The 26,616-nt window shown below is 72.0% G+C and carries 29 protein-coding genes; 15 read left to right on the top strand and 14 right to left on the bottom strand.

From position 1 onward, the window contains the following. Window position 1: 1 nt before the first annotated feature. Window positions 2-883 carry an N-acetyl-1-D-myo-inositol-2-amino-2-deoxy-alpha-D-glucopyranoside deacetylase gene (gene mshB / locus ELR47_RS04140; protein WP_205745433.1) on the bottom strand — a complete coding sequence of 294 codons (882 nt, stop codon included), beginning with the start codon at window positions 881-883 and terminating at the stop codon, window positions 2-4. Window positions 884-1,067: 184 nt separating this feature from the next. Between mshB and ELR47_RS04135 the strand changes: the two genes are divergently transcribed. After that, on the top strand, window positions 1,068-2,258 hold the full coding sequence (locus tag ELR47_RS04135; RefSeq protein ID WP_130648741.1) for a ribonuclease D: 1,191 nt from the start codon (window positions 1,068-1,070) through the stop codon (window positions 2,256-2,258). Between the two features lie 40 nt (window positions 2,259-2,298). Here the strand turns inward: ELR47_RS04135 and ELR47_RS04130 are convergent, their stop codons facing one another. Beyond that, window positions 2,299-3,252 (bottom strand): 4-hydroxy-3-methylbut-2-enyl diphosphate reductase, encoded by a 954-nt coding sequence (locus tag ELR47_RS04130; protein WP_130648740.1) that lies wholly within the window; start codon window positions 3,250-3,252, stop codon window positions 2,299-2,301. Window positions 3,253-3,350: 98 nt separating this feature from the next. Here ELR47_RS04130 and ELR47_RS04125 point away from each other — a divergent pair, with 98 nt between their 5' ends. The 5 genes from ELR47_RS04125 to ELR47_RS04110 are packed head-to-tail and all read left to right on the top strand — an operon-like array spanning window position 3,351 to window position 7,072. Further along, window positions 3,351-4,037, top strand: a complete 687-nt coding sequence (locus ELR47_RS04125) for a potassium channel family protein (protein ID WP_165403830.1) — start codon at window positions 3,351-3,353, stop codon at window positions 4,035-4,037. 4 nt (window positions 4,038-4,041) lie between these two features. Further along, on the top strand, window positions 4,042-4,704 hold the full coding sequence (locus ELR47_RS04120) for a potassium channel family protein (protein WP_130648738.1): 663 nt from the start codon (window positions 4,042-4,044) through the stop codon (window positions 4,702-4,704). Further along, window positions 4,701-4,838: a hypothetical protein gene (locus tag ELR47_RS18135; RefSeq protein WP_165403829.1), complete on the top strand. Its 138-nt coding sequence runs from the start codon at window positions 4,701-4,703 to the stop codon at window positions 4,836-4,838. The genes ELR47_RS04120 and ELR47_RS18135 overlap by 4 nt, the downstream gene beginning before the upstream one ends. A 3-nt stretch (window positions 4,839-4,841) precedes the next feature. After that, complete coding sequence (locus ELR47_RS04115; RefSeq protein WP_130648737.1) at window positions 4,842-6,356, top strand: TrkH family potassium uptake protein; 1,515 nt, start codon at window positions 4,842-4,844, stop codon at window positions 6,354-6,356. Next, complete coding sequence (locus ELR47_RS04110; protein WP_130648736.1) at window positions 6,353-7,072, top strand: hypothetical protein; 720 nt, start codon at window positions 6,353-6,355, stop codon at window positions 7,070-7,072. The genes ELR47_RS04115 and ELR47_RS04110 overlap by 4 nt, the downstream gene beginning before the upstream one ends. Before the next feature lie 38 nt (window positions 7,073-7,110). On the opposite strand, the gene nth is transcribed toward ELR47_RS04110, so the two are convergent. Further along, complete coding sequence (gene nth / locus ELR47_RS04105; RefSeq protein WP_130648735.1) at window positions 7,111-7,791, bottom strand: endonuclease III; 681 nt, start codon at window positions 7,789-7,791, stop codon at window positions 7,111-7,113. 167 nt (window positions 7,792-7,958) lie between these two features. Here nth and ELR47_RS04100 point away from each other — a divergent pair, with 167 nt between their 5' ends. The 3 genes from ELR47_RS04100 to ELR47_RS04090 all read left to right on the top strand — a co-directional run bounded on the left by ELR47_RS04100 (window position 7,959) and on the right by ELR47_RS04090 (window position 9,936). After that, complete coding sequence (locus tag ELR47_RS04100) at window positions 7,959-8,321, top strand: ArsR/SmtB family transcription factor (RefSeq protein ID WP_130648734.1); 363 nt, start codon at window positions 7,959-7,961, stop codon at window positions 8,319-8,321. Window positions 8,322-8,485: 164 nt separating this feature from the next. Next, window positions 8,486-9,619, top strand: a complete 1,134-nt coding sequence (gene arsB, locus ELR47_RS04095; RefSeq protein WP_130648733.1) for an ACR3 family arsenite efflux transporter — start codon at window positions 8,486-8,488, stop codon at window positions 9,617-9,619. Next, complete coding sequence (locus tag ELR47_RS04090; RefSeq protein ID WP_130648732.1) at window positions 9,616-9,936, top strand: CC/Se motif family (seleno)protein; 321 nt, start codon at window positions 9,616-9,618, stop codon at window positions 9,934-9,936. Before arsB ends, ELR47_RS04090 begins: the two co-directional genes overlap by 4 nt. Window positions 9,937-10,005: 69 nt before the next feature. On the opposite strand, the gene ELR47_RS04085 is transcribed toward ELR47_RS04090, so the two are convergent. Both ELR47_RS04085 and ELR47_RS04080 read right to left on the bottom strand, forming a co-directional pair. Continuing rightward, window positions 10,006-11,310, bottom strand: a complete 1,305-nt coding sequence (locus ELR47_RS04085) for a sensor histidine kinase (protein ID WP_130648731.1) — start codon at window positions 11,308-11,310, stop codon at window positions 10,006-10,008. After that, window positions 11,307-11,993: a response regulator transcription factor gene (locus ELR47_RS04080; protein ID WP_130648730.1), complete on the bottom strand. Its 687-nt coding sequence runs from the start codon at window positions 11,991-11,993 to the stop codon at window positions 11,307-11,309. Before ELR47_RS04080 ends, ELR47_RS04085 begins: the two co-directional genes overlap by 4 nt. A 51-nt stretch (window positions 11,994-12,044) precedes the next feature. Here ELR47_RS04080 and phoU point away from each other — a divergent pair, with 51 nt between their 5' ends. Continuing rightward, window positions 12,045-12,713, top strand: coding sequence for a phosphate signaling complex protein PhoU (gene phoU / locus ELR47_RS04075; protein ID WP_130648729.1), 669 nt, complete (start codon window positions 12,045-12,047; stop codon window positions 12,711-12,713). Between the two features lie 14 nt (window positions 12,714-12,727). Here phoU and ELR47_RS04070 read toward each other — a convergent pair whose 3' ends face one another. Further along, window positions 12,728-13,486, bottom strand: coding sequence for a phosphate signaling complex PhoU family protein (locus ELR47_RS04070; RefSeq protein WP_130648728.1), 759 nt, complete (start codon window positions 13,484-13,486; stop codon window positions 12,728-12,730). Between the two features lie 356 nt (window positions 13,487-13,842). Between ELR47_RS04070 and pstB the strand changes: the two genes are divergently transcribed. Beyond that, a complete protein-coding gene (gene pstB, locus ELR47_RS04060; RefSeq protein ID WP_229730681.1) occupies window positions 13,843-14,667 on the top strand; it encodes a phosphate ABC transporter ATP-binding protein PstB in 825 nt (274 codons plus the stop codon). Window positions 14,668-14,787: 120 nt separating this feature from the next. Here the strand turns inward: pstB and pstA are convergent, their stop codons facing one another. From pstA to pstS, 3 genes are all read right to left on the bottom strand, one after another. Continuing rightward, window positions 14,788-15,702: a phosphate ABC transporter permease PstA gene (pstA, locus tag ELR47_RS04055; RefSeq protein ID WP_205745432.1), complete on the bottom strand. Its 915-nt coding sequence runs from the start codon at window positions 15,700-15,702 to the stop codon at window positions 14,788-14,790. Further along, window positions 15,699-16,628 carry a phosphate ABC transporter permease subunit PstC gene (gene pstC, locus ELR47_RS04050; protein WP_205745431.1) on the bottom strand — a complete coding sequence of 310 codons (930 nt, stop codon included), beginning with the start codon at window positions 16,626-16,628 and terminating at the stop codon, window positions 15,699-15,701. The genes pstA and pstC overlap by 4 nt, the downstream gene beginning before the upstream one ends. A gap of 186 nt (window positions 16,629-16,814) precedes the next feature. Continuing rightward, entirely contained in the window at window positions 16,815-17,999 is a 1,185-nt protein-coding gene (gene pstS / locus ELR47_RS04045) for a phosphate ABC transporter substrate-binding protein PstS (RefSeq protein ID WP_130648724.1), read from the bottom strand. 156 nt (window positions 18,000-18,155) lie between these two features. Here pstS and ELR47_RS04040 point away from each other — a divergent pair, with 156 nt between their 5' ends. Beyond that, window positions 18,156-19,157: an alpha/beta fold hydrolase gene (locus ELR47_RS04040; protein WP_130648723.1), complete on the top strand. Its 1,002-nt coding sequence runs from the start codon at window positions 18,156-18,158 to the stop codon at window positions 19,155-19,157. A 12-nt stretch (window positions 19,158-19,169) separates the two neighbouring features. Here ELR47_RS04040 and ELR47_RS04035 read toward each other — a convergent pair whose 3' ends face one another. Continuing rightward, a complete protein-coding gene (locus ELR47_RS04035) occupies window positions 19,170-19,355 on the bottom strand; it encodes a hypothetical protein (RefSeq protein WP_130648722.1) in 186 nt (61 codons plus the stop codon). 41 nt (window positions 19,356-19,396) lie between these two features. Then, window positions 19,397-19,801: an ArsI/CadI family heavy metal resistance metalloenzyme gene (locus ELR47_RS04030; RefSeq protein WP_130648721.1), complete on the bottom strand. Its 405-nt coding sequence runs from the start codon at window positions 19,799-19,801 to the stop codon at window positions 19,397-19,399. A gap of 135 nt (window positions 19,802-19,936) precedes the next feature. Between ELR47_RS04030 and ELR47_RS04025 the strand changes: the two genes are divergently transcribed. The 3 genes from ELR47_RS04025 (at window position 19,937) to ELR47_RS04015 (ending at window position 21,788) form a co-directional block, all read left to right on the top strand. Then, window positions 19,937-20,311 carry an ArsR/SmtB family transcription factor gene (locus ELR47_RS04025; RefSeq protein WP_130648720.1) on the top strand — a complete coding sequence of 125 codons (375 nt, stop codon included), beginning with the start codon at window positions 19,937-19,939 and terminating at the stop codon, window positions 20,309-20,311. Between the two features lie 117 nt (window positions 20,312-20,428). Further along, window positions 20,429-21,112, top strand: coding sequence for an arsenate reductase/protein-tyrosine-phosphatase family protein (locus tag ELR47_RS04020; RefSeq protein ID WP_130648719.1), 684 nt, complete (start codon window positions 20,429-20,431; stop codon window positions 21,110-21,112). A gap of 31 nt (window positions 21,113-21,143) precedes the next feature. Further along, complete coding sequence (locus ELR47_RS04015; protein WP_130648718.1) at window positions 21,144-21,788, top strand: arsenate reductase ArsC; 645 nt, start codon at window positions 21,144-21,146, stop codon at window positions 21,786-21,788. Between the two features lie 91 nt (window positions 21,789-21,879). Here ELR47_RS04015 and ELR47_RS04010 read toward each other — a convergent pair whose 3' ends face one another. The 3 genes from ELR47_RS04010 to ELR47_RS04000 all read right to left on the bottom strand — a co-directional run bounded on the left by ELR47_RS04010 (window position 21,880) and on the right by ELR47_RS04000 (window position 26,400). Beyond that, window positions 21,880-23,067 (bottom strand): MFS transporter, encoded by a 1,188-nt coding sequence (locus ELR47_RS04010; protein ID WP_130648717.1) that lies wholly within the window; start codon window positions 23,065-23,067, stop codon window positions 21,880-21,882. Next, the gene (locus tag ELR47_RS04005; RefSeq protein WP_130648716.1) at window positions 23,064-24,497 is read right to left on the bottom strand and encodes a uracil-xanthine permease family protein; all 1,434 of its coding nucleotides are present in this window, start codon (window positions 24,495-24,497) and stop codon (window positions 23,064-23,066) included. The genes ELR47_RS04010 and ELR47_RS04005 overlap by 4 nt, the downstream gene beginning before the upstream one ends. A gap of 190 nt (window positions 24,498-24,687) precedes the next feature. Next, the gene (locus ELR47_RS04000) at window positions 24,688-26,400 is read right to left on the bottom strand and encodes a choice-of-anchor I family protein (protein WP_130648715.1); all 1,713 of its coding nucleotides are present in this window, start codon (window positions 26,398-26,400) and stop codon (window positions 24,688-24,690) included. Window positions 26,401-26,616 lie beyond the last annotated feature (216 nt).

Genomic DNA, 26,616 nt, shown 5'->3' with positions numbered 1-26,616 from the left:
CCTAGCCAGCGTCCGGGGACCCACCGGCGCCCTCGATGCCGACGAACAGGTCCGTCTCCGGCCGCTCGTCCGGCGGCGTCCCGTCCTCGAGGACGTACTGTTCGAGCGCGAACGCGTCGACCACCGCGGCATCGGGGGTGTTGAGGAAGAAGCTGCCCTCACCGATCTGCGTCCGGTGCGCCGCCATCGCCGCCCGCTTGCGTGCCAGCCACCGCGTGATGTCGATCTCGGCCGTGACCGCCTCGTCGGGGACCCCGAACGGCAGCTCCGCGGCGTCGGCCACCTCGTGTTCCCCGAACGGCGACGCCAGTCCCGCACCGAGCAGCGCCCGGTGCATCCGCAGCAGTCGCTGCTGCCCGAAGGCGTGCACGTAGCGCTTGGGGACCTGCCACGGCTCACCCGGCACGTCGGCCTCGGCGTCGGCCGCCAGCGTCACCGCCCGCACGGTGACGGCGTGGGCCTTGACGTGGTCGGGATGGCCGTAGGTGCCGCGCTCGTCGTCGGAGACGACCACGTGCGGCCGCACCTGCCGTACGACGGCAGCCAGGCGTGCTGCGGCCTCGTCGAGGTCGGCGCGGTGGAAGCTGTCGGGATGGTCGTTGGCGGCACTGCCGGCCATCCCACTGTCGCGGTACCCGAGCCGGTGGTGCTCGCGGACGCCCAGGGCGTCGAGCGCCGCGGCCAGTTCGCGGCGCCGGTGAGCGACCAGGTCCTCGCCACCGAGGTCGATCCCCGCCAGGTTCTCGCCCTCCTCGCCGCCCGTGCACGTCACCACGACGGCACGACGCCCGTCGTCGACCGTGCGGGCGAGCAACCCGCCACAGGCGATCGACTCGTCGTCGGGATGGGGATGGACGCACAGCAGGGTCGGAACCCGGGCCACGACAGCTCCTGTTCACGAGGACGACGCCGCATCGGGACCGCCGACGCGCTGCCGACGTGCTGCCGACGTCCCGCCGAGGTACGTGCGACGACCCGCGGGCCGCGGGCACCGGGCATCGTGCCACAGCACGGCCCGGTCCCCCGGCGCGGCTAGCCTTGCGGGTCGGACACGGCAGGGAGCATCCATGGGCAGCGGCGGGTCGAGGGTCGACGACGGCCTGCGCGTGCACTTCGTCGACACCGCCGCGGACGTGTCCGACGCGCTGACGGCGCTGGACGCACCCGTGCTCGGCGTCGACGTCGAGCGGGCCGACGCGGACCGCTACTACCGGCGGGCCGCGCTGATCCAGATCGGGGTGCCGGGGCACTGCCTGCTGCTCGACGGGGTGACGCTCGGCGCCCTGCCCGACGTCGACGACTTCCTGGCCGCCGGGGACCGACTCGTCGTGCTCCATGCGTTGGAGAACGACTTCGAACCGTTGGCCGCCAAGGCGATCCGTCCCCCGCGGGTGGCCGACACGGCCGTCGCGGCGTCGGTGCTGGGGCTGCCGACCGGCCTGAGCGCGTTGCTGGCCGAGGTGCTCGAGGTCGAGCTCACCGCCGACAAGGAGGCCTACCAGCGCGCCGACTGGGAAGAGCGTCCCCTCTCGGACGGCATGGCGGCCTACGCCGCCGGTGACGTGGTGCACCTCCCACAGTTGTGGCAGCGCCTGGCGCAGCGGCTGGCGGACAGCGGGCGCAGCTCCTGGTACGAGCAGGAGCTCGCGGCCACGATCGACCGCTCCCGGCAGGACGCCCGCGACTGGACCCGCGTCAAGGGCGCCGGCCGCCTGTCGGGCGAGCAGCGCGCCGTCCTGCGCGAGGTCTGGCAGGAGCGCGAGCGACTCGCGCGGGAGCACGACATCGCCCCCAACCGGCTGGTCCACGACGACGTCCTGCGGTCGATCGCGACCGAACCACCGCGCACCATGCCGCAGCTGGTACGCCGCAGCCAGCGTCGTCGCAACCTGCTGCGCCGGCACGGCGAGGCCCTGTTCGCCGCCGTCGAGCGCGGGCAGGCAGGCCCACCCGTCCTCCGCGAGTCCTCGGGCCGTCGCTGGACGGACCGCGACCGTGACCTCTACGACCAGCTGCGCAAGGCACGTTCCGCCGTGGCCGAGGAACTCGGCATCGACGCCGGCGTGCTGTGCCCGTCCAAGCCGCTGTGGCGGGCCGTCGCCGGCGCCCCCGGCGACGGCGGCGAGCTGTGCGCGTCGGTCGGACTGCGGCCGTGGCAGGCCGAGGTGCTCGCGACCCCGCTGTGGGAGGCCTACGTGGCGGCGGGCGGCCTCGACCGCCCCGCCCCCGACGGTGCCGTCGACGGCGACGAGGGCTGAGCCGGGACCGCCGAAGCGGTCACCGGCCCGTCACGCCCACTCAGGCCGGGCGGCCCTGCAGCCGACGCGAGAGCGCCGCGGGCAGCGCGAACTCGACGTCCTCGTCGATCACCGTGACGGTGCGGACCTTCTGCAGCCCGCGCTGGCGGAACCAGTCGATCACGTCCTCCACGAGCACCTCCGGTGCGGACGCCCCGGAGGTCAGCCCGACGGTGTCCGCGCCCTCGACCCAGGCCGGGTCGATGTCGGCGGCCGAGTCGATCAGGTACGCCGGCGTGCCGCGGTCGCGGGACACCTCGACGAGGCGCTTGGAGTTCGACGAGGTCTGCGAACCGACCACCAGGATGACGTCGGTCGCCTCGGCCAACTCCTTCACCGCGTCCTGGCGGTTCTGCGTCGCGTAGCAGATGTCGTCCTTGCGGGGCTGGTGCAGCAGGGGGAAACGCTGGCGCAGCCGGTCCACGACCGCCGAGGTCTCGTCCATCGACAGCGTGGTCTGCGTGATGTAGGCCACGTTGGCGTCGTCGGCGTAGTCGAGTGCGTCCACGTCGTCGGCCGTCTCGACCAGGCGGATCGACCGGGGCGCCTGGCCCATGGTGCCGACGACCTCCTGATGGCCCTCGTGGCCGATCAGCACGATGTCCATCTCGGCCTGCGCGTACCGGCGCGCCTCGTTGTGGACCTTCGTGACCAGCGGGCACGTCGCGTCGACGAGCGTGTGGCCGAGGCGCTTGGAGTTCTCGAACGCCTCCGGGGGCGAGCCGTGCGCGGAGAACACGACCACCGCACCCTCGGGGACCTCGGTCTCGTCCTCGACGAACACCGCCCCCTCACGGCGCAGCGACGCGACCACGTGGGTGTTGTGGACGATCTCGTGACGGACGTAGACCGGGGCGCCGTGGACCTCGAGGGCCTTCTCGACGATCAGCACGGCACGGTCGACGCCCGCGCAGAAACCGCGCGGTGCCGCGAGCAGGAGCGTGGTGGGAGCCATGCCCCGAGGGTAGCGACACGGGCGCGGGGGCCGTTGGGCATACTCTGCGCTGGTGGCCCGGTCGGAAGACCGGGCCGTGTCGTGAGGAAGTTCGTGCCGTGCACATCATCATCGGCGGGTGCGGGCGGCTGGGCGCGGAGATCGCCGACCGTCTGTCCGAGGACGCCGACACCGACGTCGTCGTGTGTGACGTCGACCCCCTGGCGTTCGACCGCCTGGGTTCGGCGTTCAACGGCGAGACCGTGGTGGGCGACTGCACCGACCGCGACGTGCTCGAGCAGGCCGGGGTCCAGCGCGCCGACGGACTGATCGCCGTGACGCGGTTCGACAACGCCAACCTGATGGCGGTCGAGATCGCCACCCACCTCTACGACGTCCCCCGCACGATCGCCCGGCTGTTCAACCCCGAACGCGAGGACGTCTACCGCAAGCTCGGCGTGCGTTACGTCTCGGGTACCGGCCTGATCGCGAAGCTGTTCCTCAACGAGTTCCGCGACGAGAGCTATCCGTTGCACGTGGCCTTCTCCGACACCGACGTCTCGGTCGTCGAACTCGAGATGGACACCCCGGGTCACGGCATGACCGTCGAGGAGTTCGAGGTCGACGGTCAGCTGCGGGTGGCCGCGGTCCGGCGGGGCACCCGGGTGTTCATTCCCGACCGCAGCGACCGCCTCGAGCGCGACGACGTGGTCACCGCCGCGATGAAGCCGGCCGCGCACCGACGCATCGCCGAGCTCGTGCGCGATCCGTTCGACCGCGAACGCAGCTACGCGGACCGGAGGTGAGGACATGTACGTCGTGATCGCCGGCGGTGGCAAGATCGGCCGCTACATCGCCAGGGACATGGTCGAGAAGGGCCATGAGGTGACCGTGGTGGAGCGCATCGGCTCGCGCTGCGAACAGCTGGTGGCCGAGACCGACGTGCTCGTCATCGAGGGTGACGCGTGCGACGTGCGCTACCTCGAGCAGGCCCATGCCGACCGCGCCGACGTCTTCGTCGCCACCACCCACGAGGACGACGACAACCTCGTGTCCTGCCAGCTCGCGAAGATCGAGTTCGGCGTGAAGCGGGCCATCAGCCGGGTCAACACGCCCAAGAACGTCGAGATCTTCGACCGTCTCGGCATCGAGCCGGTGTCCTCGACCCGACTGATCTCGGAGCTGCTCGAGAACGAGTTCTCCATCGGCGAGCTGATCCACCTGACCAGCCTCAAGGGCGGCCGGGTCAGCCTGGTCGAACTGCGCATCCCGAGCGGCCCCGGCGCGCCCAGGCCGCGGGCGATCGAGAAGCTCGACCTGCCCAACGAGGCCGTGCTGGTCGCCATCTTCCGGGGCGACGAGACCGTCATCCCGCGTGGTGGCGCCCAACTGCTGCCCGGTGACGAGGTCGTGCTGCTGACCAGCCCCGACCTCGAGCACCGGATCACGAGCTCGCTGCTGGGTCGGCGGTGAGGGTCCGCGACGACCGTGGTGGGACCGGGCCGCGGGCCGCGGCCCGGGGCATCGGGCTGCTCGTGGCGTTGTTCGTGCTCGCCATCGCCGCCGCCACCGGCGTCGCCGCCCTCACCCTGTTGCTGGCGGGCTGAGCCGTGCTGCTGCGCCCGGGCGCCGACGACCTGCGGTTGATCGGGTACTACCTCGGCAAGGTGCTGCTGGGGTTGGGCCTCGTCATGGCCGGCGCCGCCGTGGTCGCGGCCGCGCTGGCGGAGTGGAACACGCTGTCGGCGTTCGTGATCGGCGCGTCGCTGTGCGGCATCGTCGGGGGTGCCAGCGAGGCCAAACTCGCGACGCGTCAGCAGCTGACGTGGGCCCACGGCATGGTGACCGTGGCGCTGGCCTGGCTGGTCGGCGCCATCTTCGCCGCCGTGCCGTTCCACCTCTCGGGTCACTATGAGGACTGGCTGTCCGCGGTCTTCGAGGGCATGTCGGCGCTCACGACGACCGGGTTGTCGGTCGTCAGCGACCTCGACCACACCACCCTGTCGATGGACTTCTACCGGCATCTGCTCCACTTCGCCGGTGGCCAGGGCATCATCATCGTAGTGCTGTCGTTGTTCGCCGCCGGCGGTGGTCGCATCGGCACGCTGTACGTGGCCGAGGCGCGTGACGAACGCATCCTGCCCAATTTCATCCGTACGGCCCGCTTCATCTTCCGCGTGGCGGCGACGTTCCTCGTGGTCGGGACCGCGGCGTTGTTCGTGGCGCTGCTGGTGGCCGGCTTCACCCCGGGCCGCGCCGTCTACCACGCCGTGCTGCTGTTCTTCGCCGCCTTCGACACCGGCGGCTTCGCGCCGATGCAGGCATCCATCGCCTACTACCACTCGTTCGCGGTCGAGGTGGTGGTCATGGTGCTGCTGCTCGCCGGCTCGCTGTCGTTCGGGCTGCACTTCGCCCTGTGGAACGCGGACTGGCGCCAGGTGCTGCGTCACCTCGAGACCCGTACGCTCGCCCTGTCGTCCGGCCTGTTGTTCCTGGTCGTCTGCTTCGGCCTGGTGCGCTCGGGTGCGTACGACGAGCTCGAACCGCTCATCCGCAAGGGCTTCTTCACCCTGTTGTCCTCGGTGTCCAGCGCCGGGGCGCAGGTCAACGCCGGCGAGACCTACCTCACCGACTGGGGCGTGCTGGCGCCGGCCGCGATCGTGGCGGCAATGGCGATCGGCGGCATGGCGTCCTCCACCGCCGGCGGGATCAAGGCCCTGCGGGTGGGCATCGCCGCCAAGACCCTGGTGCACGACGTCCGCAAGCTGCTCAACCCGGAGTCGGCCGTGGTCGTCACGACCTACCACGTCGGCAAGCGGCAGATCCTGCGCGACCAGACCGCCCGCGCCGCCACGTCCGTACTGCTGCTGTTCGTGGTCACCTATCTCGCCGGCGCCATGATCGGACTGGCCTACGGCTCCTACGACATCACCCAGACGCTGTTCGAGTCGGTGTCCGCCGCCTCCAACATCGGCTTGTCCATCGGGGTCACCGATCCCGGCATGCCACGCGGGCTGATGGCGGTCTACCTCGTGCAGATGTGGCTCGGTCGGCTCGAGTTCGTGGCCGTCTTCGCCATGCTCGGTTACCTCGTGTCCCTCGCCCGCGGGCGGGCGTCGACATGAGCACAGTTCGCGCAAACCGTCATCGTCGGCGTCCGACGCGTTGGATCCTGGTCGCCGCACTCGCCCTGTTGGTATCCGTCCTCGCCGGGACCGAGCTGCTGCTGCGCGCCAAACCACTGGTCGACACCACACCCTTCCTCGTGACCGACCTCCCGCCGGTCGCGCTCGAGACCGAACCATCGGTCTGTCGACGTGGTGCCGACCAAGATCTCGTCGACACGATCGGCGCCACGATCGGCGCAGGCGGCCGCATCACCTCCCCGCACGTCTACGCCTGTCCCGCCGCGTTCGACGGACGGCGCGTGACCTATGTCGGCGAGCCCGTCGGCGAACTCATTCGGCGCCGCAGTGGCGTCTGGGTCCAGGTCAACGACGACGACTACGCGCTCGAGGTCGGCCCGATGGGCGCGCACCGCGAGTCCCGCGGCTTCAGCAGCGGCCTGTCGGTGTGGTTGCCCGACGGCTTGCACGAGCAGATCGACGGGGTCGGGCGACCCGGGCGCCGTGGTGACATCGTGCTGCTCGAAGGGGTCCTGCTGCGCGCCGATCCCGACGACGGCGGTGGCATCACGCTGCGTGCCGACCACCTCGAGGTCGTCGCGCCGACCGTGGAGGTCCCCGAGCCCTTCCACGCCCTTCAGGCGATCGTCGCGGGCGTACTCGCGGCGCTGGCCGCAGCGACGCTGCTGTGGTCACGCGCGACCGGGCGACGGTGACGCGATCGCGGTGACGCCGTGGCCGGGCGGTGCGCGCGTCAGCGCTTGTCGGTCAGGCCGGCCTCCTGCGAGGACGGGCACAGCGGCTCGACGACACAGTCCTCGCAGTGGGGACGGCGCGCGTGGCAGGTGCGCCGCCCGTGGTGGATGAGCAGGTCCGAGACGTCGAGCCAGCGCTCACGGGGGTACAGCTGCATCAGGTCGCGCTCGATCTTCTTCGGGTCCTCCTCGCGGGTCAGGCGCAGTCGCCGGGCGAGCCGGGCGACGTGGGTGTCCACCACCACCCCGACGTGGGTCCCGAAGCCGTTGGACAGCACCACGTTGGCGGTCTTGCGGGCCACGCCCGGCAGGGCCAGCAGCTCCTCCATCGTGCCCGGCACCTCGCCGTCGTGGTGCTCGAGGAGCAGCCGGGCGGTCGCCTGCACGTTCTTGGCCTTCTGCCGGAACAGCCCGAGCGATCCGATGAGCCCTTCGATGCGCTCGAGCGGCGCCTCGGCGAAGGCCTCGGGACCGGGCAGTTCCCGGAACAGCACCCGGGTGACCTCGTTGACCTTCACGTCGGTCGACTGCGCCGAGAGCATGGTCGCGACCAGCAGTTCCCACCGGTCGGAGAACGCCAACGCGATCGTGGCGTCCGGCAGCACCCGCGCCAACTCGTCGAGGATCACGGGGGCGCGCAGCGTCTTGCCGCGCTCACGGGTGAGGTCGTCGGGGATCATGCCGCCGGAGGCTAGCCGGCCGCTGCCGCCGGTCCGCCGGGCCTTGCCGCGTGGTGCCCGGTGGGTTGCGCCGGTTCGCTTCCCTGCGGCGGCCGACCGGGCCTGGGACCCGGCTGGTGCCGGGGGGCGGAGGTGGGTGGCGGAGGCGGTGGGGTAGGTTGGAGAACATGAGCACGCACGCGCCGACGCCGTCCGCGGCCGCGACCGACGAGGGGTGCGCGAGCTGTGCGCCGCCCGACGCGGCCGCCGTCGTGGCGGACCCCCCGGACGACGAGGCGCTCGCCGCGCTGGCCAAGGCGCTGGGGCACCCCTCGCGGCTGAAGATCCTCCGGCTGCTGACCGAGCGCGAGACGTGCATCACCCGCGACGTGGTCGACGAGTTGCCGCTGGCGCAGTCGACCGTCTCCGAGCACCTGCGCATCCTGCGTGAGGCGGGCCTGGTCCAGGTCTCGGCCGACGGGGTGCGCAGCACCTACTGCGTCTCGCCCACCGGCCTGGCGCTGCTCAAGGCGGGCGTCGCCAACCTCTGACCGCGGCCGGCGGCGCCCGGTCACCCGCCCGCGACGCCCGGCACGCGCGAGACCACACGTGATCGGGGGTGCGCCACCGGCCTTCATCGCGTATCGTCGTTTCACGATGAAGCCCGCCGCCGGATCGCCTGCCCGCGACTCCGCGCTCCCGCAAGGAATACGCCGTGCGTGACCACCTCGACGACGCCGTCGACGACACCGTCGACGCGTTCGACGTCGCCACCGGCACGCCGGCCGACGAGGCCCCCACCGGCGGACTCGGCACCTTCGAGCGGCTGCTGTCGCTGTGGGTCGCGCTGGCGATCGTGGCGGGGATCGCGCTCGGTCAGCTCGCTCCCGCCGTCCCCGAGACGCTGGCCCGCTTCGAGTACGCCTCGGTGTCGCTGCCGGTGGCCGTCCTGATCTGGGCCATGATCTTCCCGATGATGGTGCAGGTCGACTTCGGCGCCATCGTGGGCGTGCGCCGGGAACCGCGCGGGCTCGCGGTCACGACCGCGGTCAACTGGCTGGTCAAGCCGTTCACCATGTTCGCCATCGCCTGGTTCTTCCTGCTGGTCGTGTTCGCCCCGCTCATCCCCGAGGACCTCGGCCGCGAGTACCTCGCCGGCGCGATCCTGCTCGGTGCCGCCCCGTGCACCGCCATGGTGTTCGTCTGGAGCTACCTGACCCGTGGTGACGCCGGCTACACCCTGGTGCAGGTGGCGGTCAACGACCTCGTCATGCTGGTCGCCTTCGCCCCCGTCGTGGTGTTGCTGCTCGGGATCTCCGACATCCAGGTGCCGTGGGACACCGTCGGACTGTCGGTCCTGCTCTACATCGTGATCCCCCTGGTCGCCGGCTGGCTGACCCGCACGGCACTGGTCCGTCGCCGCGGCGCCGCCTGGTTCGAGCGCGACTTCCTGCGCCGGATCGCCCCCGTCACCCCGACGGGCCTGATCGTCACGCTGGTGCTGCTGTTCGCCTTCCAGGGCGAGGTGATCCTCGACAACCCACTGCACATCGTGCTGATCGCCGTGCCGCTGACGGTCCAGACGGTGTTCATCTTCTGGCTCGGGTACCGGGTCATGCAGGCGATGCGCCTGCGCCACGAGATCGCGGCGCCGGGCGCGATGATCGGCGCCAGCAACTTCTTCGAGTTGGCGGTGGCGGTGGCGATCGCGCTGTTCGGGCTGCAGTCGGGTGCGGCGCTCGCGACCGTGGTCGGCGTCCTGGTCGAGGTGCCGCTGATGCTCGCGCTCGTGCGCTACGCCAACCGCACCCGCGACCGGTTCCCGACGGCGACCACCGAGCCCGCATGAGCGGCCTCGACGGTGAGCGCCGCCTGCCACGCCTCACGGCCGCGGCACGGGCGTCGCTGCGCGACCGTGCGGTCGTGCTGCGCACCGCCGCCCGCAACGGCTGCTGCGGCGGCCAGGTGCGCGTGCCCGTGGCCGAGTTCGGCCCTCCCGTGAACCCGGCCGGTTACCACCGCCTCGAGCACGAGGCAACGGTCTGGTACGTCGAGCCGGATCTGCTCGCCAGTGCCGGCCGCTGGGAGCTCGACGCGGTGGGGATCGGCCGGTGGCGCCGGCTGCAGCTCGACGGCGCCGAAGCGCTGCCGGCCACCGGCGCCTGAGCCCCCGCCCGCACCGTGGGCCCCGCCCCGGGCCGCCGGGCCGGCATCGTCGGCGGACGTCCCCCGGCGTCAGCCGCGCGGCTCGACGGGGATCGTCACGGTGAAGGTGGTCCCCTCGCCCAGCAGGCTCTCGACGCGCACGCTGCCACCATGTCGTTCCACGGCGTGCCGGACGATCGCGAGGCCGAGCCCGGTGCCGCCCGTCTCGCGTGAGCGGGCGGTGTCGACCCGGTAGAAGCGCTCGAAGACCCGCGACAGGTCCTGCTGCGGGATCCCGATCCCGGTGTCGCGCACGAGCAGCACGTAGGTGCCGCCCTCGGGCACGAGGCTGACGTCGACACTGCCGCCGGGCCGGTTGTACTGGACGGCGTTGCCGACGAGGTTCTTCACGATCACCTCGAGGTCACCGGGCACGCCGGCGACGAACGCCCGGTCGGGCGCGTCGACGCCGATCTCGACCTCGCGCTGCTCGGCGCGCGCCAACTGGCCGACGACGACCTGGCGGACGAGCTCGGCGAGGTCGACCGGCACCCGCTCGAGCGGTCCACGTTCCTCGAGCCGCCGCAGGTCGAGCAGGTCGTGGACGAGTCGGGTGAGACGCTCCGCCTCGCCGTTGAGCTGGTTGACCAGCGAGGGCACCCGGTCCGGGTCCCGCTTGATGGTGACCTGCAGGGCCTCGGCGAGCGACTGGATGCCGGTGACCGGGGTCTTGAGCTCGTGGGAGGCGTTGACGACGAAGTTGCGTCGCAGTTCCTCCACGCGCCGTTCGCGGGTCCGGTCGGTGATCAGCACCAGTGTCTCGTCGCCCACGAGCGACACGGCCGATCGCAGTTCGTGCTCGCCGTGCTCGGCATCCACGACGACCGGCGTGCGCGACTCGCGGGCCTCGCGGACCGCGCCCGCCAGTGCCGCCGAGCCGACCGCCTGCACGACCGTGATGTCCCCGGCGTCGACGGGGATCCCGAGCAGGTCGCGGGCGGCGTCATTGGCGGCGAGCAGGCGTCCTTCGGCCGAGAACAGCAGCGAGGGCTGCACCAGCGAGTCCACCAGCTCCCGGCGCCAGGGTCGCTCACGGGCGATGCGTTCCCCCCGGCGGGCGTACGCCGCGCCCAGCGCGTTGAGGGCGATGCCGAGCTGGCGCCAGCCGGCGCCACCACGCAGCACCAGCGTCCGGTGGTCCGGCGCGCCGACCCAGGCGTTGACCCGCTCGGCGAGCCGGGCCAGGCGCCGGTTCTCGGCCGCGTCCGCACCCACACCGACGAGGATCGCCAGGGCCAGCACCAGCGCGAGCCCGAGGCCGGCCGGCGCCGCGCGAGCCAGCGCGAACGCCGCCAGCCCCAGGCCGAGGGCGAGCAGCAGCGGGCGCGGGTTCACGAGTCGGCGAACCGGTAGCCCACCCCGCGCACGGTCTGGATCCGGGACGGCGCCTCCGGCTCCTTCTCGACCCGGGTCCGCAGTCGGCGGATGTGGACGTCGAGGGTCTTGGTGTCCCCGACGTAGTCGCTGCCCCAGATCTCGTCGATCAGCTGCCCGCGGGTCAGGACCCGCCCGGCGTGCTCGACCAGGTAGGCGAGCAGCTCGAACTCCTTGGGCGGCAGGTCGACGAGCTCCCCGTCGACGCGGACCTCGTGGCGGACGCGGTCGACGCGCACGCCGGCCGCCTCGACCGGTGCCTCGTCGTCGGCGACGTCCTGCAGCGGGGCCCGTCGCAGCACCGCCTTGATCCGGGCCACCAGTTCCCGGGTGGAGAACGGCTTGGTGACGTAGTCGTCCGCTCCGAGCTCGAGCCCGACCACGCGGTCGACCTCGGCCTCGCGGGCGGTCAGCATGATGATCGGCACGTCGGAGCGGGCGCGGATCGTGCGGCAGATCTCCGTGCCCGACATGCCGGGCAGCATCAGGTCGAGCACCACGAGGTCAGGCCGCACCCGCTCCCAGGCGGGAACCGCGTCGAGGCCGTCCTTGACCCAGGCGACCTGGAAGCCCTCGGCCTCGAGCGTGATGGCCAGGCCCTCGGCGATCGACTTCTCGTCCTCGACGAGCAGCAGCTTCGGCATCGGTGGTCCGTCCTCGTGGTGGGGTTAGGCTGCAACGGAAGGGGGTGGCGTGTGCGCAACGATCTCGAGTCCCAGCTCGACCAGCTGCTGACCCGCGTGGTGGGGATGAGCGAGCGTGCCGACGGCATGCTGACCGAGGCACTGCAGGCGTTCGAGCTCGGTGACGTGGCGGCGGCCCGACGCGTCACGGCGGCCGACGCCGAGGTCGACCGCGCCTACGAGCAGGTCCAGCAGGGCGTCCTCGCGGTGGTCGCGCTGCACGGGCCGGTGGCCAGCGACCTGCGCCTGCTGACCTCGCTCATCCACGTCAGCCTCCACGTCGAGCGCATGGGTGACTACGCGTCGGGCGTGGCCCGTACCGTCGAGCGCGTCCGCGAACTGCCGGCCGATCCAGGTCTGGTCGATCAGCTGCTGGAGATGGGCGGCCGGGCGCGCGAGGTCACGCGGGCGGCCATGCAGTCGTTCGTGCACCTCGACGTCGAGGCCGCCAAGACCTGCGCCCGCCTCGACGACGACGTCGACCGGCTCTACCTCGGCATCTTCCATCGCCTGGTGCGGCTCGCCGCCGCCGACGAACACCGGCTGGAGTGGGCGACCCACATGATCCAGTTGGTGCGCCAACTCGAACGCTACGCCGACCACGGCGTCGACGTGGCCGAGCAGGCCGTGTTCGCCGTCACCGGCCGCACCGTCGAGCTCTCGTCGTTCGACGCGGGCTGACGCCCGAGAGGCGGTCACGGCTCCAGACGTCCGACGTCGACGCGTTCCCCCGTCACCGCGAAGCACGCATGCTGGGCGAAGGCGACCCCGTGGTCGGCGATCCGCTCGAGGTAGCGCGCGAGGAGACCGAGCAGGACGAGTTCGGCCGGGTCGGTCACCTGCTCCCGGACCTCGGCGAGCAGGTGCACCTGCAGGTGGTCGACGGACTCGTCGAGCTGGTTGACCTCGTGGACGGCCAGGCCGTCGCGTTGGCGCCAGGCGTCGATCCCACGCCGCAGCACCTCGACGGTGCGGGCGGCGAAGTCCTCGAGCGTGGTCCGGATCTCCTGCGGCATGCGGGTGGCGTCCACGTGGTCGGTCGCCTCGGCGACGTGACGGACCAGCGCGGCGGTCCGATCGACCGACAGGATGAGGCGCAGGATGCCGACGAGCCGGCGCAGGTCCCCGGCCACCGGTGCCTCACGCGCGAGCAGCAGGAAGCCCTGTTCCTCGACGTGCCGGCACCGCCCCTGGACGTCGTAGGTCGCCACGCGCAGTTCGTCCACCGCTCCGTGGTCGGCGTGCAGCAGGGCGCGCACGGCCCGAGGCAGGGCATCGACCAGCGTCAGCGCGCTGCTGATCAGTTCGTCGTCGATCTCGTCGAGCCACTCCTGGAACCCCGCACGGACGGGGCCCGTCGGCTCCGGGAACGGGGGCATCACGATGTCGCGCAGTCGCGCGGCGAGGGACGCCTCGCGCCGCGTGGGGCGCTGGCCGGCCTGACCCTTGACCACATCGACGTCCTCGCTCGGTAGACGGCAGTCAAGCGTCCGCGGGTGACGAGACGACGAGCGTCGGGTAGCGGCCCGGTGAACGCCGTCGCCCTCCGGACACCTCGCCCGGGGCGACGGCACGGTGCGCTCGCGCGGCCCGCGCCACCACCGCCCGGACCGACGGCATGCCGTCGCCCACCGTTCACCAGCGGTTCACCTGGCGAGGGTACACATCGAGCTTGCAGCGCTGGCGTCTCTCCCCGCACCCGGAGTCCTTCGTGGCCGAGCATCAGCACCTGAACACCGAACCCGCACCGGCGTCACCTCCGGTGGGCGTCGAGCAGCGCCGGGTGCGCGTGGAGCCGTCGGAGGCGCACGTGGCCGCGCACCACCACGACGCACCCACCGAGGAAGCCACGGCGGTCGAGCACGTCTTCGACCTTCGCGGCGTCGGCGTCCACTACGGCGACTTCACCGCGCTCCAGGACGTGAGCATGGGGCTGCCTCGCAACCAGATCACCGCGTTGATCGGTCCGTCCGGGTGCGGTAAGTCGACCCTGCTGCGCTGCCTGAACCGCATGAACGACCTGGTGGGATCCGCGCGCGTGACCGGCGAGGTGATCTACAACGGGGAGAACATCTACGACGCCGACATCGACCCGGTGGAGGTGCGGCGTCGGATCGGCATGGTGTTCCAGAAGCCGAATCCCTTCCCCAAGTCGATCTACGACAACGTGGCGTTCGGGCCGCGGCTCAACGGTCAGCGCAAGGGCCTCGACGACACGGTCGAACAGGCGCTGCGCGGCGCCGCCCTGTGGGACGAGGTCAAGGACAAGCTCGGCGACTCCGGGCTGGCCCTGTCCGGCGGTCAGCAGCAGCGGTTGTGCATCGCCCGAGCCATCGCCACCGAACCCGACGTCATCCTCATGGACGAACCCTGCTCCGCGCTGGACCCGATCGCGACCCTCAAGATCGAGGACCTCATGCGCGAACTGCGTGAGTCCTACACGATCGTGGTCGTGACGCACAACATGCAGCAGGCGGCCCGCGTCTCGGATCGGACCGCGTTCTTCACCGTCAACATCGACGACCACGTCGGGATGCGCACCGGGGCGTTGGTCGAGTACGACGACACCGAGAAGATCTTCACGCAGGCGTCCGACGAGCGCACCGAGGCCTACATCACCGGCCGCTTCGGTTGACCTGCCCGGGTCCGGCTGGCACTGGCTGACGTCCGGACCCGGCGGCACGGCATCGCCGCGCAAGCCAGAAGGCCCGACCTCCTCGAGGTCGGGCCTTCTGGCGTCCGCAGGACGTGGGGCTCAGTTCCCGCCGGTCAGCTGGCTCCTGCGCGCGATCAGGCGAGCGCCGATCGTGAACAGCAGCACCAGCAGCATCAGGGTGAGCGCGCCGGCCCAGGCGCGCGCGATCGCCGGTTGAAAGGCCCCGCGCGCGCCCTCGAGCACCTGCAGAGGGATCGCGCCCTGGGGTCGGCCGACGAGGTCGGTCACCAACGCCCGCGCGCCGAGCGCGGTCAGCAGCAGTGGAGCGGTCTCACCGGCACCTCGCGCCACGGCGAGCATCGACGAGGTGGCCAGCCCCGGACCGGCGGCTGGCAGTACCACGCGGGTGACGACCTGCCGTCGACGTGCCCCCAGCCCGTAGGCGGCGTTGCGCAGGTCCTGCGGCACCAGCCGCAGCACCTCCTCGCTGGAGCGCACGACGATCGGCAGCATCAGGACGGCCAGACCGACGGCGCCGGGCAGCGTGCCGAAACCGAGGCCACCGCTGATCACCAGGGACGAGAAGACGAACAGACCGACGAAGATCGACGGCACCCCGGTCATGACGTCGGTGAAGAACCGCACGACGGGGACCAGCTTCGACTCGCGGTACTCGACCAGGAAGATCGCGGCCGTCACGCCGAGGGGAACGGCGAGGAGCACGGCGATCGCGGTCATGTAGATGGTGCCGAAGATCATCGGGAGGTAGCCGCCGCCCTCCGCCGTCGGGTTGAACGGTGGATTGGACGTCAGGAACTCCCAGCCGAAGGCCGGCAGCCCTCGTTGCACGGTCACCCCGATGACGATGAACAAGGGGATGACGGCGCAGGCGACGGCGAACAGCAGCAGGCTGCGCATGGCGAAGTCCGTGCGCTCGCGCGCCGGGGCGTTGCCGACCTTGGTCCGCAGGCTGCGGCGCGCGGCGGGGGCGTCGGGGGTCGTGAGCGTGGTCACAGTGCGGCGTCTCCGGAGACGGTGCCCATACGGCTGACGACGATGCGCGCGCCGACGTTGACGAGCATGGTGAGCAGGAACAGTGACACGCCGAGGGCCATCAGCGCCCGCAGGTACTCCGGCGAGGCCTCCCGGAAGGCGGCGGCGATCTGGGCGGCCACGGTGTTGGCCGTGTTGAGCGGCTCGAAGGCGACCTGCGCGCCGGCACCCATGATGAGCAGCACCGCGATGGTCTCCCCCAGGGCCCGGCCGAGACCGAGCATCGCGCCCCCGATGATGCCCGCGCGGCTGCGCGGCAGGACCACGTGGCGCATGACCTCCCAGCGGGTGGCGCCGAGGCCGAAGGCGGCCCACCGCTCGTCGGTCGGCACCTGGGCGAACACCTCGCGGATCACCGCGCTGGTGATGGGCAGGATCATGATCGCGAGCACGACGCTGGCGAACAGCAGATTGAAGGCCCGGACGTTGCCGCCGAAGAAGGGCAGGAAGCTCAGCACGTCATTGAGCCACACCCAGAACGGGTAGAGCACCTGGGCGAGGAACTGCGCACCGACGATGCCGTAGACGACGCTGGGCACCGCGGCGAGCAGGTCGACGGTGTAGGTCAACGGCTGCTTGATGCGCTTCGGGGCCAGCTGCGTGAGGTAGAGCGCGATGCCGACCGCCAGGGGGACCGCGATGGCGAGGGCGATGAGGCTCGAGTAGACGGTGCCGGCGAGGAACGGCAGCGCGCCGTAGGTCCCGGTGATCTCCCCACCCCGCGCATCGCCGGGTTGCCAGGTCGTGCCGAACAGGAAGCCGAGGACGCCTTCCTTCTGGAAGACGGGCAGGGCATCGCTGGCCGTCGAGGTGAGCATCCAGGCCAGGACGAGGAGCACGAGGATGCCCGCGCCCATGACGACCGCCTTGAAGGTCGGGTCCGCCATACGGGCACGGCGGGACGCCCGCAGGCGGGAAGGTTCAGGAGGGGCGGAGAGCGCCATTGCTGCCTCGGGAGGAGTGTCGGACGGAAGTGACCGGGTCGCGTCGGATGCGGAAGGTCGGGAAGCGCGCCGGCGGCGGTGGGCCGTCGCGGCCCACCGCCGCGAGCGGTGTCAGGGAGAGCCCGTGGCTCAGCCTTCCTCGTTGATGCGCTCGACCTTCTCGAGCGCCAACTGCTGCGCGCTCTCGGCGAGCGGTGCGTAGCCGAGGTCGGACGCGTCCTGGTCGCCCTCCTCGAGCGTCCAGGTCAGGAAGGCCTGGAGCGCCTCGGCGTCGGCCTGCTCGTACCCGCAGGTCCAGGCCAGGATCCAGGTCGCACCGGCGATCGGGTAGCCCTCGCCCCCGACGCCCAGGATGTTGAAGCGCAGGTCGTCGGGCAGCTCGATGCCGTCGGCGGCCGCGGAGACCGTCTCGGTGGTCGGCTCGACCGCGTTGCCGTCGGCGTTGATCACGTCGGCGACGTCGAGGCCGGCGGCGACCGCGTACTCCAGCGACAGGTACCCGATGCCGCCCGGCTGCGAGACGATCGCGTTGGCGACACCGTCGTTCTGCTCACCGGCGACGACCCCGTCGAACCACTCGATCTCCGAGCCGGCCCCGTAGGCCTCCGACCACGAGGACGACTCGTCGTCGAGGTAGGTCGTGAAGATCGACGTGGTCCCGGAACCGTCGGCGCGGACGGCGACCGTCAGCTCCTGGTCCGGCAGCTCGACGCCCTCGTTGAGCTCGGCGATGGCCGGGTCGTTGATGTTGGTGATCTCACCGGCGAAGATGTCGGCGATGGTCTCCCCGTCGAGCACGAGGTCGTCCAGGCCGTCGATGTTGTAGGCGATGACGACACCACCGAAGACGGTCGGGATGTGCAGGACCTCGTCGGCCTCACACTGCCGGGCCTCGAGCGCCTCGTCCTGCTCCTCGTCGCCCATGGCGGCGTCGGTACCGGCGAACGCCACCTGCTGGCTGATGAACTGCTCACGGCCGCCGCTCGAGCCGATCGACTCGTACTGCAGGCTGACACCCGGCTCGACGCCCTGGAACTCACCGATCCAGGTCTGGTAGAGGGGGTTGGGGAACGAGGCTCCGGCGCCGAGGAGGTCGGCCGAGATGCCCTCGCCAGCGGCGTCGTCGGAGGCGGCGTCGTCCCCAGCGACGTCGTCGGTCGCGTCCGTGGTGGCCTCGGGGTCGTCGTCGGCCTGCTGCTCGGCCTCCTCGGCGCTGGGCGCGGAGTCGAGGTCGTCACCGCCGCCGCATGCGGCAGCCGCGAGCGAGAAGGCCGCGACGGCAGCCAGGGTGCGGGAGTGTGCGCGAACGCGCATGGATGGGTTCTCCTACGCAAGTAGTTGGAGCGGATGAGAAGGAAGCTACGGTCGCTTTCTGGCCGCCAACCTGCGCCGAGGTGAACGGCCGCTGAACGCGAACGTGAACGTTGGGAGAACGCCGAACGCCAGCCGCGACGACCACGAGCGAGGCGCATGGACGAGCACACCTGGGAGAACGACCGCGGTGGACACCTGTGGCCCAAGGACCACGAAGCGGTCGCGTCCGACGGCGTCCGCGTCCGCTACACCGTCCTCGGACGGGAGCACCGCGCCACACCACCGATCGTGCTCTGCGCCGGCTACGTGTGCCCGGACACGTACTGGCGCTCGCTGGCCGAGGACCTCGCCGACCGGCATCGCGTCGTGGTCCTCAACTATCGTGGCATCGGCGCCTCGACCTCGCCGGACCGGTCCGGGCGTCGCCGACGGGACCGCGCCGAGGACTTCCGCATCGAGCGCCTCGCCGAGGACGTCGCCGCCGTCTGCGACGCGGAAGCGGTCACTGCCGCGGTCGTGATCGGGCACTCGATGGGATGTCAGGTCGCCTTCGCGCTCTGGCGGGCCCGTCCGGACCTCGTCGCCGGGCTGGTCCTGGTCACCGGCCCCTACGCGTCACCGCTGCGCACCTTCTACGGCCGCGACCTCGGCGCCCGGCTGTTCCCCCTCGCCTACGCGGCCGCGCCGCTGATCCCGACCGTGGTACGACGACTCGCCATGCAGACACCCCGCCTACCGGTGGCGATGCCGGTCGCACGCGCCCTGCGTGCGCTCGGCCCCTACACGCCCGACGAGGCGATGGTCGGCTACTTCCGTCACCTCGGCGAGCTCGACCCGGAGGCGATGCTGCAGGTCGCCCGGGGCATGCACGAGTTCGACGCCGGCCCCTGGCTGTCCGAGGTGGACGTCCCCACGTTGATCCTCACCGGCGGCGCCGACCCGTGGACGCCTCCGGAGGTCGGCGAGGGAATGGCGTCCACGATGCCGGACGCGGAGCTCGCCATCGTCGAGGACGGCACCCACGGGGCGCTGATCGAGTTCCCGGACGAGATCGCCGACACGGTGGCGGACTTCCTGCACCGGCGTCTGGGCGCCCCGTCACGGCCGCGGCGCGGCGCCCCGGGGCGGATCGTGCCGGCGACCCCGCTCCCCGACTGACCCGGCGGCGTCTCAGCAGGTGGCGCAGGCCGGGGCCGCCGACGCCCGCCGCCAGAGCCGCCCCGACGTCAGGCGCCGACCCGCGACACGCGAACGGGCGGCGCGTCGTTCGCGGACCCGGGTGTTGTGGCGCGCGGCCGCCTCGTAGGCGATCCGCCGTTCCATCGTCATCACGTACAACAAGCTCGTCGGTTCCATCGGTCGTCTCCTCTCGAACGTCGTACTCGGTTGGAAGGGGCTCAGCAGCAGGACGACGCCGCGGAGGGCCCGGCAGCGAACGTCGCGCTGTCGGCGAGGACGGTGTAGATCTCCCAGGGGGCACCGTCGGGGTCGGTGACCCAGACCTTGTCCTGCGTCGCGTAGCAACAGGTCTCGCCGCGCCGCTCGTCGGTCGCCAGCCCGGCCGCCGAGAGCCGGGTGGCCGCCTGCTCGACCTCGGCGGGCCCGTCCGCTTCGACACCGAGGTGGTTGAGCGTCCCGCCCGACGGCCCCTCGAGCAGCACGAGCTTCAACGGCGGTTCCTCGACGGCGAAGTTGGCGTAACCGGGACGCCGCTTGGCCGGCTCGACGCCGAAGAGCGTGGTGTAGAAGGCCACGGCAGCGTCGAGGTCCTGCACATCGAGCGCGAGTTGTACCCGGGACATGGTCGTTTCCCTTCTTTCGTCGTGCTTCCGTCGTGCGCCATCCATCGATGAGCATCGATGGAACTGTAGGCCTTTCCATCGATGGTCGTCGATGGGTTTCTCCCGTCCGTGCGCACAACGCATTGACGAACATCGATGCGCTGGTCACCCTGCCAGCAGACGAAGGGAATCGCCGTGGACGTCCAGACCATCGAGCCGTGCTGCGCGCCGGTGCTGCAGTCCCCGATCGACGACAACCAGGCCGAGCAGCTCGCGGCGGCGTTCAAGCTGCTCGCCGACCCCGTCCGCCTCCGACTGCTGTCGCTGATCGCCAACGCACCCGACGGCGAGGCATGCGTCTGCGATCTCACCGCACCCCTCGAGCGGTCGCAGCCCACGATCTCCCATCACCTGTCGGCGCTGGCCGCCGCGGGGCTGGTCGAACGCGAGCAGCGCGGACGCTGGGCCTACTTCCGGGTGGACCGCGAGCGAGTGGCCGTGCTGCGGCGAGCACTCGACCTGCCATCCTGATCCACGAACGGCCCCCGCGCTCGCGACGATCACGGGTCCGTCGAACCGGCGCCCCGCCGGCGCTCCTTCCATTCGGAAACCTCGACGCCGGCGGTCCACTCAGCTATTGTTGAGTCAATGATCACTGAGTCGAAATCTGGGATCGAGCGGCGCGCCGCCGTCCACCGCGCGCTCGGCGAGCCGACGCGCCTGCGGATCGTCGACGCCCTGCACGTGTCCGACCGCTCGCCGAAGGACCTCGCCGATCTGGTCGGGGTGTCGACCAACCTGTTGGCGTTCCACCTCAACGTGCTCGAGGACATCGGCCTGGTCACGCGTTCGCCGTCCCAGGGCGACCAACGTCGCCGCTACGTGATGCTGCGCGCCGACCGGCTCGCCGGGACGCTCGCTCCGCCGCCGCTCGACCACCCGGGAGACGGCGTGCTGTTCGTCTGCACCGGCAACTCGGCCCGCTCGCAGCTCGCCGCCGCGCTCTGGCACGCCCGCACGGGTCGACCGGCGCTCTCCGCCGGGACCCGGCCGGCGCCACGGGTCCATCCCCTGGCCGTCGAGGTCGCCCGTAGCTGCGGCGTCGACCTCGAGGACGCCGTCCCGCGCGGGTTCGACACGCTGATCGAGTCGCCCGACCTCGTGGTGTCGGTGTGCGACCGGGCGCACGAGTCCGCGCTGCCCTTCGAGGTCCCGTCGTTGCACTGGTCGGTCCCCGACCCGGCCGCCGGCGGTCACGACGACTTCCTCCAGACCCTGGAGGACATCGACGGGCGGGTCGACCGACTCGCCCGTGCGTTGGCGCCGGCCTGAGGTAGGTCGGCCCGTCCGGGAGCAGCGAAGCATGGATCACGACCACGACCTCGGGCGCCGACAGGCGCTGGGCCCGATGACCGAACGCCTCCACCGCCAGTTCGCCGGCACCTTCAACGAGCAGACGATCGAGCGACTCCTCGCCGACTCGTTCGACCGGTTGCGGGCCTCGGCGCACTACGACGCGTTCCTGCCACTGCTCGCGGAGCGGTTCGCCGTCGAGCGGCTGCTCGCCGTGGCCCGCACGCGGGACGGGGCCGCGGACCGCACCCCGACCGTGTTGTTCCTGTGCGTCCACAACGCCGGCCGCTCGCAGATGGCCGCCGGGTTCCTCGAACACCTCGCCGCCGGGCGCGTCCACGTGCTCTCGGGTGGGTCGGCGCCCTCGGAGCGGATCAACCCCGCCGTCGTCGAGGCGATGGCGGAGGTCGGCATCGACATCACCGCGAGCTACCCCAAGCCGTGGACCGAGGAGACCCTGGCAGCGGCCGACGTCGTGGTCACCATGGGTTGCGGCGACGCCTGCCCCGTCCTGCCGGGCACGCGCTACCTGGACTGGGAGCTCGACGACCCCGCGGGCCGTGCGCTCGAGGAGGTCCGTCCGATCCGCGACGCGATCCAGCAGCGGGTGCACACCCTGCTCGAGGAGCTCGTCGGTCCACGCACCCCGGCCTGATCGAGATCCGGCGGCGTCCGCCCACGCCGGTCCCGAGCGCGTCGGGCGACGTCCCCTGCCAGCCCGGGACCCGGGCCGACGTCGGCCAGGGTCATGCGCGGACCTGCCGACGGACCCGCAGCGCCGGCACCACCGCGGCGAGGTAGGCGAGCCCGACCAGCCCCCAGGCACGCGGGTACCCGCCGGTGGCGACGAGCCGTCCCGCCAACGGTGGGGCCAGCCACATGCCGGTGTAGAAGGCCGCGGTGACCCACGCCGCCGTGCGCCCTGCATCCGCCACCGGGCTGTGGATGGCGACCAGGAGGAAGGCGACCGCCGGCCAGGTGGTGCCGGTGGCACCGAAGAGCACCGTGCCGATCCACACGGCTGGAGGGCTCCAGGCACCGGCGGCCACCACGAGAACCGCGGCGATCGCACCACCCGACATCACCAGCAAGGCGCGGTGATCGGCCCCGCCGGTGCGACGCAGCACCGGTCCCAACACCGAACGGCACACCAGCGCCACGGCGCCGTACAGCGCGGCGGTCGCGCCGGCGACCCCGATGGACAGGCCCACGGCATCGACCCCGAAGGACGGGAGGTAGGCGATCACCACCGAGGTCCCGGCACCCATGCAGGCGGCATACCCGGCCAGTGCCCGCTGGACCGAACGCGCGCGGCGGGTCGGGACGTCGAGCGCCGCCTCGGCGACACCAGCCGACCTCGCGGTCCCGGTCGACACCAGACGACGGTCGTCGGGGGCCCGCCAGGCGACCACCAGACCTGCCGCCGCGACCACGGCGGTGACCCGCAGCGCGTCACGCCAGCCGAGCCCGACCACGTGCGCCGCGGCGAGGCCGCCGGCCGCGAGCGCCCCGGCCTGCACGCCCGCCTGCGCCACCCCGACGAGGGTGTTGCGCAGGTCCTCGGTCGGTGCCGCCGTCGCCCACCGGATGGTGCCCGGGTTGGCGAAGGCCATCGCGGCGCCACACGGCACCAACGCCAGCAGGAGCGCGCCGCGGGACCCCGCCAGCGACGCCGCGGTCAGTGCCGGTACGGAGAGCAGGAGCAGCAGCAGGCAGGATCGCCGGCCGCCCAGCCGGTCCACGAGCGGACCGGCGAGGGGCGAGCCGAACACCGCGACGGTGTAGAGCCCGGCGAACAGCAACCCGACGTCGGCGGTGGCCAGGCCGAGGTCGTCGCGCAGCTGTGGCCCGAACGCCCCGAGCGCGAACGGCGGGAAGGTGCCGATCAGCAGGCTCAGTGCCAGCGCACCCGCCCACGAGACGCGCCCGGTCACGGCACGGGCGGAGCGTCTCGACCCGTCCGTGTGCCGTTGCGGTCCCGCTCGCCCGCCGTCGCCTCCGTGTCTCCCAGGGACGCGTCCGGCGCGGCCGCCACTCCGAGGGTGGTGTCCTCCGTGTCCGGCCGCCCCGGGAGGACGACGTTGAGCAGCACGGCCAGGAAGCCGGCCGGCACGATCCCGGTCACGAGCAGCACGCGCAGCTGCTCCGGCGCCAGCGCCACGAGGTCGGGCACCGCGGCCATCCCCTGCCCGACGCCGACCGCGACGGCGATGATCAGCAGGTCGCGGCGGTCGAGCCGGGACTCGGCCAGCAGGCGCACCCCGGCCGCCCCCACCATCGCGAACATGACGATCGCCGCGCCCCCCAGCACGGCGGGCGGCATCACGGCGATGACCGCCGCGATCTTCGGGAACAGCCCGGCCAGGACGAGGAAGACGGCACCGATCGAGACCACGTGGCGGCTCATCACGCCGGTGAACGCGACCAGGCCGACGTTCTGGCTGAACGAGGTGTTGGGCAGCGCGCTGAACAGCGAGGCGAAGGCCGTGCCGACGCCGTCCGCCATCACGCCGCCCGACAGCTCCCGGTCGGTCACGTCACGCCCGGCCCCTCCCTTGGTCACTGCGGCGAGGTCACCGATCGTCTCGACCGACGTGGCGATGGCCATGACCGACATGCCGATCACCGCGGCGGCCGGGAAGCTCAGACCGAACTCGAGCGGCATCGGGAACGAGAACCAGGCCGCCTCGGCGATCTGGGACCCGTCGACCTTGCCGAACGGGATCGCGGCGAGGTAGCCGACGACGAGACCGACCAGCACCGCCGCGGCGCTCAGGACGCCACGGCCCATGGCGTAGGTCACGAGGATGGTCAGCAGCACGAGGCCGGCCAACAGCAGGTTGCTCGGCGAGCCGAAGTCCTCCGCGCCCGCACCGCCGCCGGCGAGGTTGACGCCGGTCGGCAACAGCCCGATGCCGATGACCAGCACCACGATGCCGCTCACCAGCGGCGGGAACAGCGACTTCAGCCAGCGCAGGCTCAACCCGAGCGCGACCTGCACGACCCCCGCGACGATGGCGCCGCCGAAGATCGCCGAGAGGCCGAACTCCGAGGCCAGCGGGATGGAGATGACCAGGAACCCGAAGCTGGTGCCCTGGACGACGGGCAGCCGGGCACCCACGGGCCCGATGCCGATGGTCTGCAACAGCGTGGTCAGGCCGGCCACCAGCAGGGCGACCTGCACCAGGAACGCCGTCTCGCCGGTGGCCGCGCCCACGACTCCGGCGAGGATGATCGGGATGGTGACGTTGCTCGCCACCATGACCAGCACGTGCTGCAGGCCCAGGGGGATCGCCTCACGCAGTGGCGGCATGTCCTCGACGTCGTAGAGGACGTCGACGTCGGACCGATCCACGGTGCTCATGTTCGCTCCTTCGAGATGGCGGCCTCCCAACCGCGGGGCCGACCCTACGCCAGGTCGGCACCAACGGTTCGGCAACCCTCGTCAGGAGCGGTGCCCTCGTCTTGTGGAGTTTCCGCGCCCGCGGCGCGACCCCGCGACGCGACGGGGCGCCGGACCCTTGTGGTCCGGCGCCCCGTCGGGGCTCGACCGGTCAGCGCGTCGGCCCCTTGCCGGGCGTCGTCCGCTCGATCGAGAACAGGGTCGTCGTGCCCGACACCTCGTTGGCGACGACCAGCATCGGCCGACCCGTCGGGCTGTCCTTGCCCGCGACGAACAGCAACCCCTCGGCGCCCAGGTCCCCCGCCGCCGAGGTGCCGGGCTCGGCCGAGAAGTCGCGGTTGTCCAGGTACTGCACGAACTGCGGCGCACGCGGGTCGGTGACGTCGTAGACCATCACCCCGCCGATGCGTTCGAGGCCGACGAACGCGTAGTCGCGGCCGTCGACGCGACCGACCACCACGTCCTCGGGTTCCGGTCCCTTGTCGTCGCTGCGCGACTCGAACGAGTGCTCGCGGTGGTTCGAGTTGAAGTACGACGGGAAGGTCGCGGCGGTGATCCGCTCGAAGTCGGCCCCCGAGTCGTACAGCTGCTCGCCGTCGGCGGTCCAGATCGAGAACGAGCGGGCCCCGAAGGCGTGGGCCGCCTCGAGGCAGCCGTCCTCGCCGCGACCCAGGGTCGTCGTGACGTTCAGGCGCCCGAGGGCGGCGTTGTCGCGCAGCTGTGCCACGGTGTCGATGCCGTTGTCGGCGGCGAGGAACGCCGCCACGGGTGACCCCGGGCACGCGGCCGGCAGGTCGGCGGTCCAGGCACGGAACCGGCTGACCTCGCTGTAGCCGGACCACTCGCGGGCGTCGCCCTCGTTCGCCGTCACCAACAGTGTCTGCCCGCGCCACAGGTAGCTGTCGAACCCGTCGGGCTGGTACAGCCCACGCACCGGCCAGTTCGCGACGTTGACGGCGTCGTCGCGGTCCGAGACGTCGAGTTCGTTGCCGACCGCCAGGTGGTCCTTGGTCCCCAGCGGGCGGATGTCGGTGAACCGGCCGGCACGGACGTCGAGCACCGCGACGGCGTTCGCCTCCTGCAGCATCACGTAGGCCGTCCGCGAGCGGGCGTCGGCGACGACGTACTCGGGCTCGAGGTTGCGCGACACGTAGCGGTCGCCGTGCACGTCCGGACCGAAGACCCGGACCTCGGGGTGCAGCGTGCGGTCCCCGTCCTCGTCCCAGGCATGGAACGTCGCCGTGCGCACGTCGTCCTGGGTGACCCGCAGTGGGTTGCCGACCGGGACCAGGCTGACGCTGCCCTCCGGGTCGACGGTGTAGGCGTCGTTCGGCTCCCCCTCGTTGGCCACGAGCAGCGTCCGGCCGTCGGGCGTGAAGGTCAGCATGTCCGGCAGCGCACCGACCCGCACCGCGTTGACCGCCTGCAGCGCCCGGTCGAAGAACACCACCCAGCCGTCGTCGGTCTTGTCCGCCGCCTCGACGGCGACGGCGATCGTGCCGCTGCGCACGGCGACCGAGTTCGCGACGCCGCGGACGTCGACCCGTGAGCCGTCGGCGGCGCGCACGCCCGCGGTCACCAGGTCGCCGACCTTGCGGGGCCGCGACGGTTCGGCGACATCGAGCACCTCGACCGTCCCGGCCGTGGCGTTGACGACGAACAGCCGCTGTGTGGCCGGGTCGTGGGCGACGATCTCGGCCGCCGACGCGTCGAACACACCGGTCTCGTAGGTGCCCAGGACCGACAACTCGATCCCGACCGGTCGAGCGCCGACCGGACCGGGCGCGGTCGGTGCGGCCAGCGCCGCGCTCGCCGTGCTCACCGCGGCGGCGAGTGCCGCCCCCACCAGGAAACTCGTTCGCATGGACCCCTCGTCCGACGTGGCCGACCGCTCGACGACGGGCCGACCTGGGTTGCGGCCAGCCAACCCCGGCCGGGTGAACGGACGCTGTCGCCGCGACGACGGGAACGCGACAGCTGGCCGCTGCCGGGGAGGCGGTCGGCTCCTGCGGCGGGCCCCGGTTCGGGCGCGGCGCAGCGTTGTCCCCGCGTGACCGAAGCGTTCATCCGGCCGTCACCG

Source organism: Egicoccus halophilus, assembly GCF_004300825.1.
Taxonomy (GTDB): domain Bacteria; phylum Actinomycetota; class Nitriliruptoria; order Nitriliruptorales; family Nitriliruptoraceae; genus Egicoccus; species Egicoccus halophilus.
This window is presented reverse-complemented; position numbering and strand designations above follow the sequence as displayed.

Coding starts and splice junctions, on each gene's coding strand:
- ELR47_RS04135 (WP_130648741.1), top strand. CDS start 1,068: ATGGGCAGCGGCGGGTCGAGGGTCGACGACGGCCTGCGCGTGCACTTC.
- ELR47_RS04130 (WP_130648740.1), bottom strand. CDS start 3,252: ATGGCTCCCACCACGCTCCTGCTCGCGGCACCGCGCGGTTTCTGCGCG.
- ELR47_RS04120 (WP_130648738.1), top strand. CDS start 4,042: ATGTACGTCGTGATCGCCGGCGGTGGCAAGATCGGCCGCTACATCGCC.
- ELR47_RS04110 (WP_130648736.1), top strand. CDS start 6,353: ATGAGCACAGTTCGCGCAAACCGTCATCGTCGGCGTCCGACGCGTTGG.
- nth (WP_130648735.1), bottom strand. CDS start 7,791: ATGATCCCCGACGACCTCACCCGTGAGCGCGGCAAGACGCTGCGCGCC.
- ELR47_RS04100 (WP_130648734.1), top strand. CDS start 7,959: ATGAGCACGCACGCGCCGACGCCGTCCGCGGCCGCGACCGACGAGGGG.
- ELR47_RS04090 (WP_130648732.1), top strand. CDS start 9,616: ATGAGCGGCCTCGACGGTGAGCGCCGCCTGCCACGCCTCACGGCCGCG.
- ELR47_RS04080 (WP_130648730.1), bottom strand. CDS start 11,993: ATGCCGAAGCTGCTGCTCGTCGAGGACGAGAAGTCGATCGCCGAGGGC.
- pstC (WP_205745431.1), bottom strand. CDS start 16,628: ATGGCGGACCCGACCTTCAAGGCGGTCGTCATGGGCGCGGGCATCCTC.
- pstS (WP_130648724.1), bottom strand. CDS start 17,999: ATGCGCGTTCGCGCACACTCCCGCACCCTGGCTGCCGTCGCGGCCTTC.
- ELR47_RS04040 (WP_130648723.1), top strand. CDS start 18,156: ATGGACGAGCACACCTGGGAGAACGACCGCGGTGGACACCTGTGGCCC.
- ELR47_RS04035 (WP_130648722.1), bottom strand. CDS start 19,355: ATGGAACCGACGAGCTTGTTGTACGTGATGACGATGGAACGGCGGATC.
- ELR47_RS04030 (WP_130648721.1), bottom strand. CDS start 19,801: ATGTCCCGGGTACAACTCGCGCTCGATGTGCAGGACCTCGACGCTGCC.
- ELR47_RS04025 (WP_130648720.1), top strand. CDS start 19,937: ATGCGCTGGTCACCCTGCCAGCAGACGAAGGGAATCGCCGTGGACGTC.
- ELR47_RS04020 (WP_130648719.1), top strand. CDS start 20,429: ATGATCACTGAGTCGAAATCTGGGATCGAGCGGCGCGCCGCCGTCCAC.
- ELR47_RS04015 (WP_130648718.1), top strand. CDS start 21,144: ATGGATCACGACCACGACCTCGGGCGCCGACAGGCGCTGGGCCCGATG.
- ELR47_RS04005 (WP_130648716.1), bottom strand. CDS start 24,497: ATGAGCACCGTGGATCGGTCCGACGTCGACGTCCTCTACGACGTCGAG.
- ELR47_RS04000 (WP_130648715.1), bottom strand. CDS start 26,400: ATGCGAACGAGTTTCCTGGTGGGGGCGGCACTCGCCGCCGCGGTGAGC.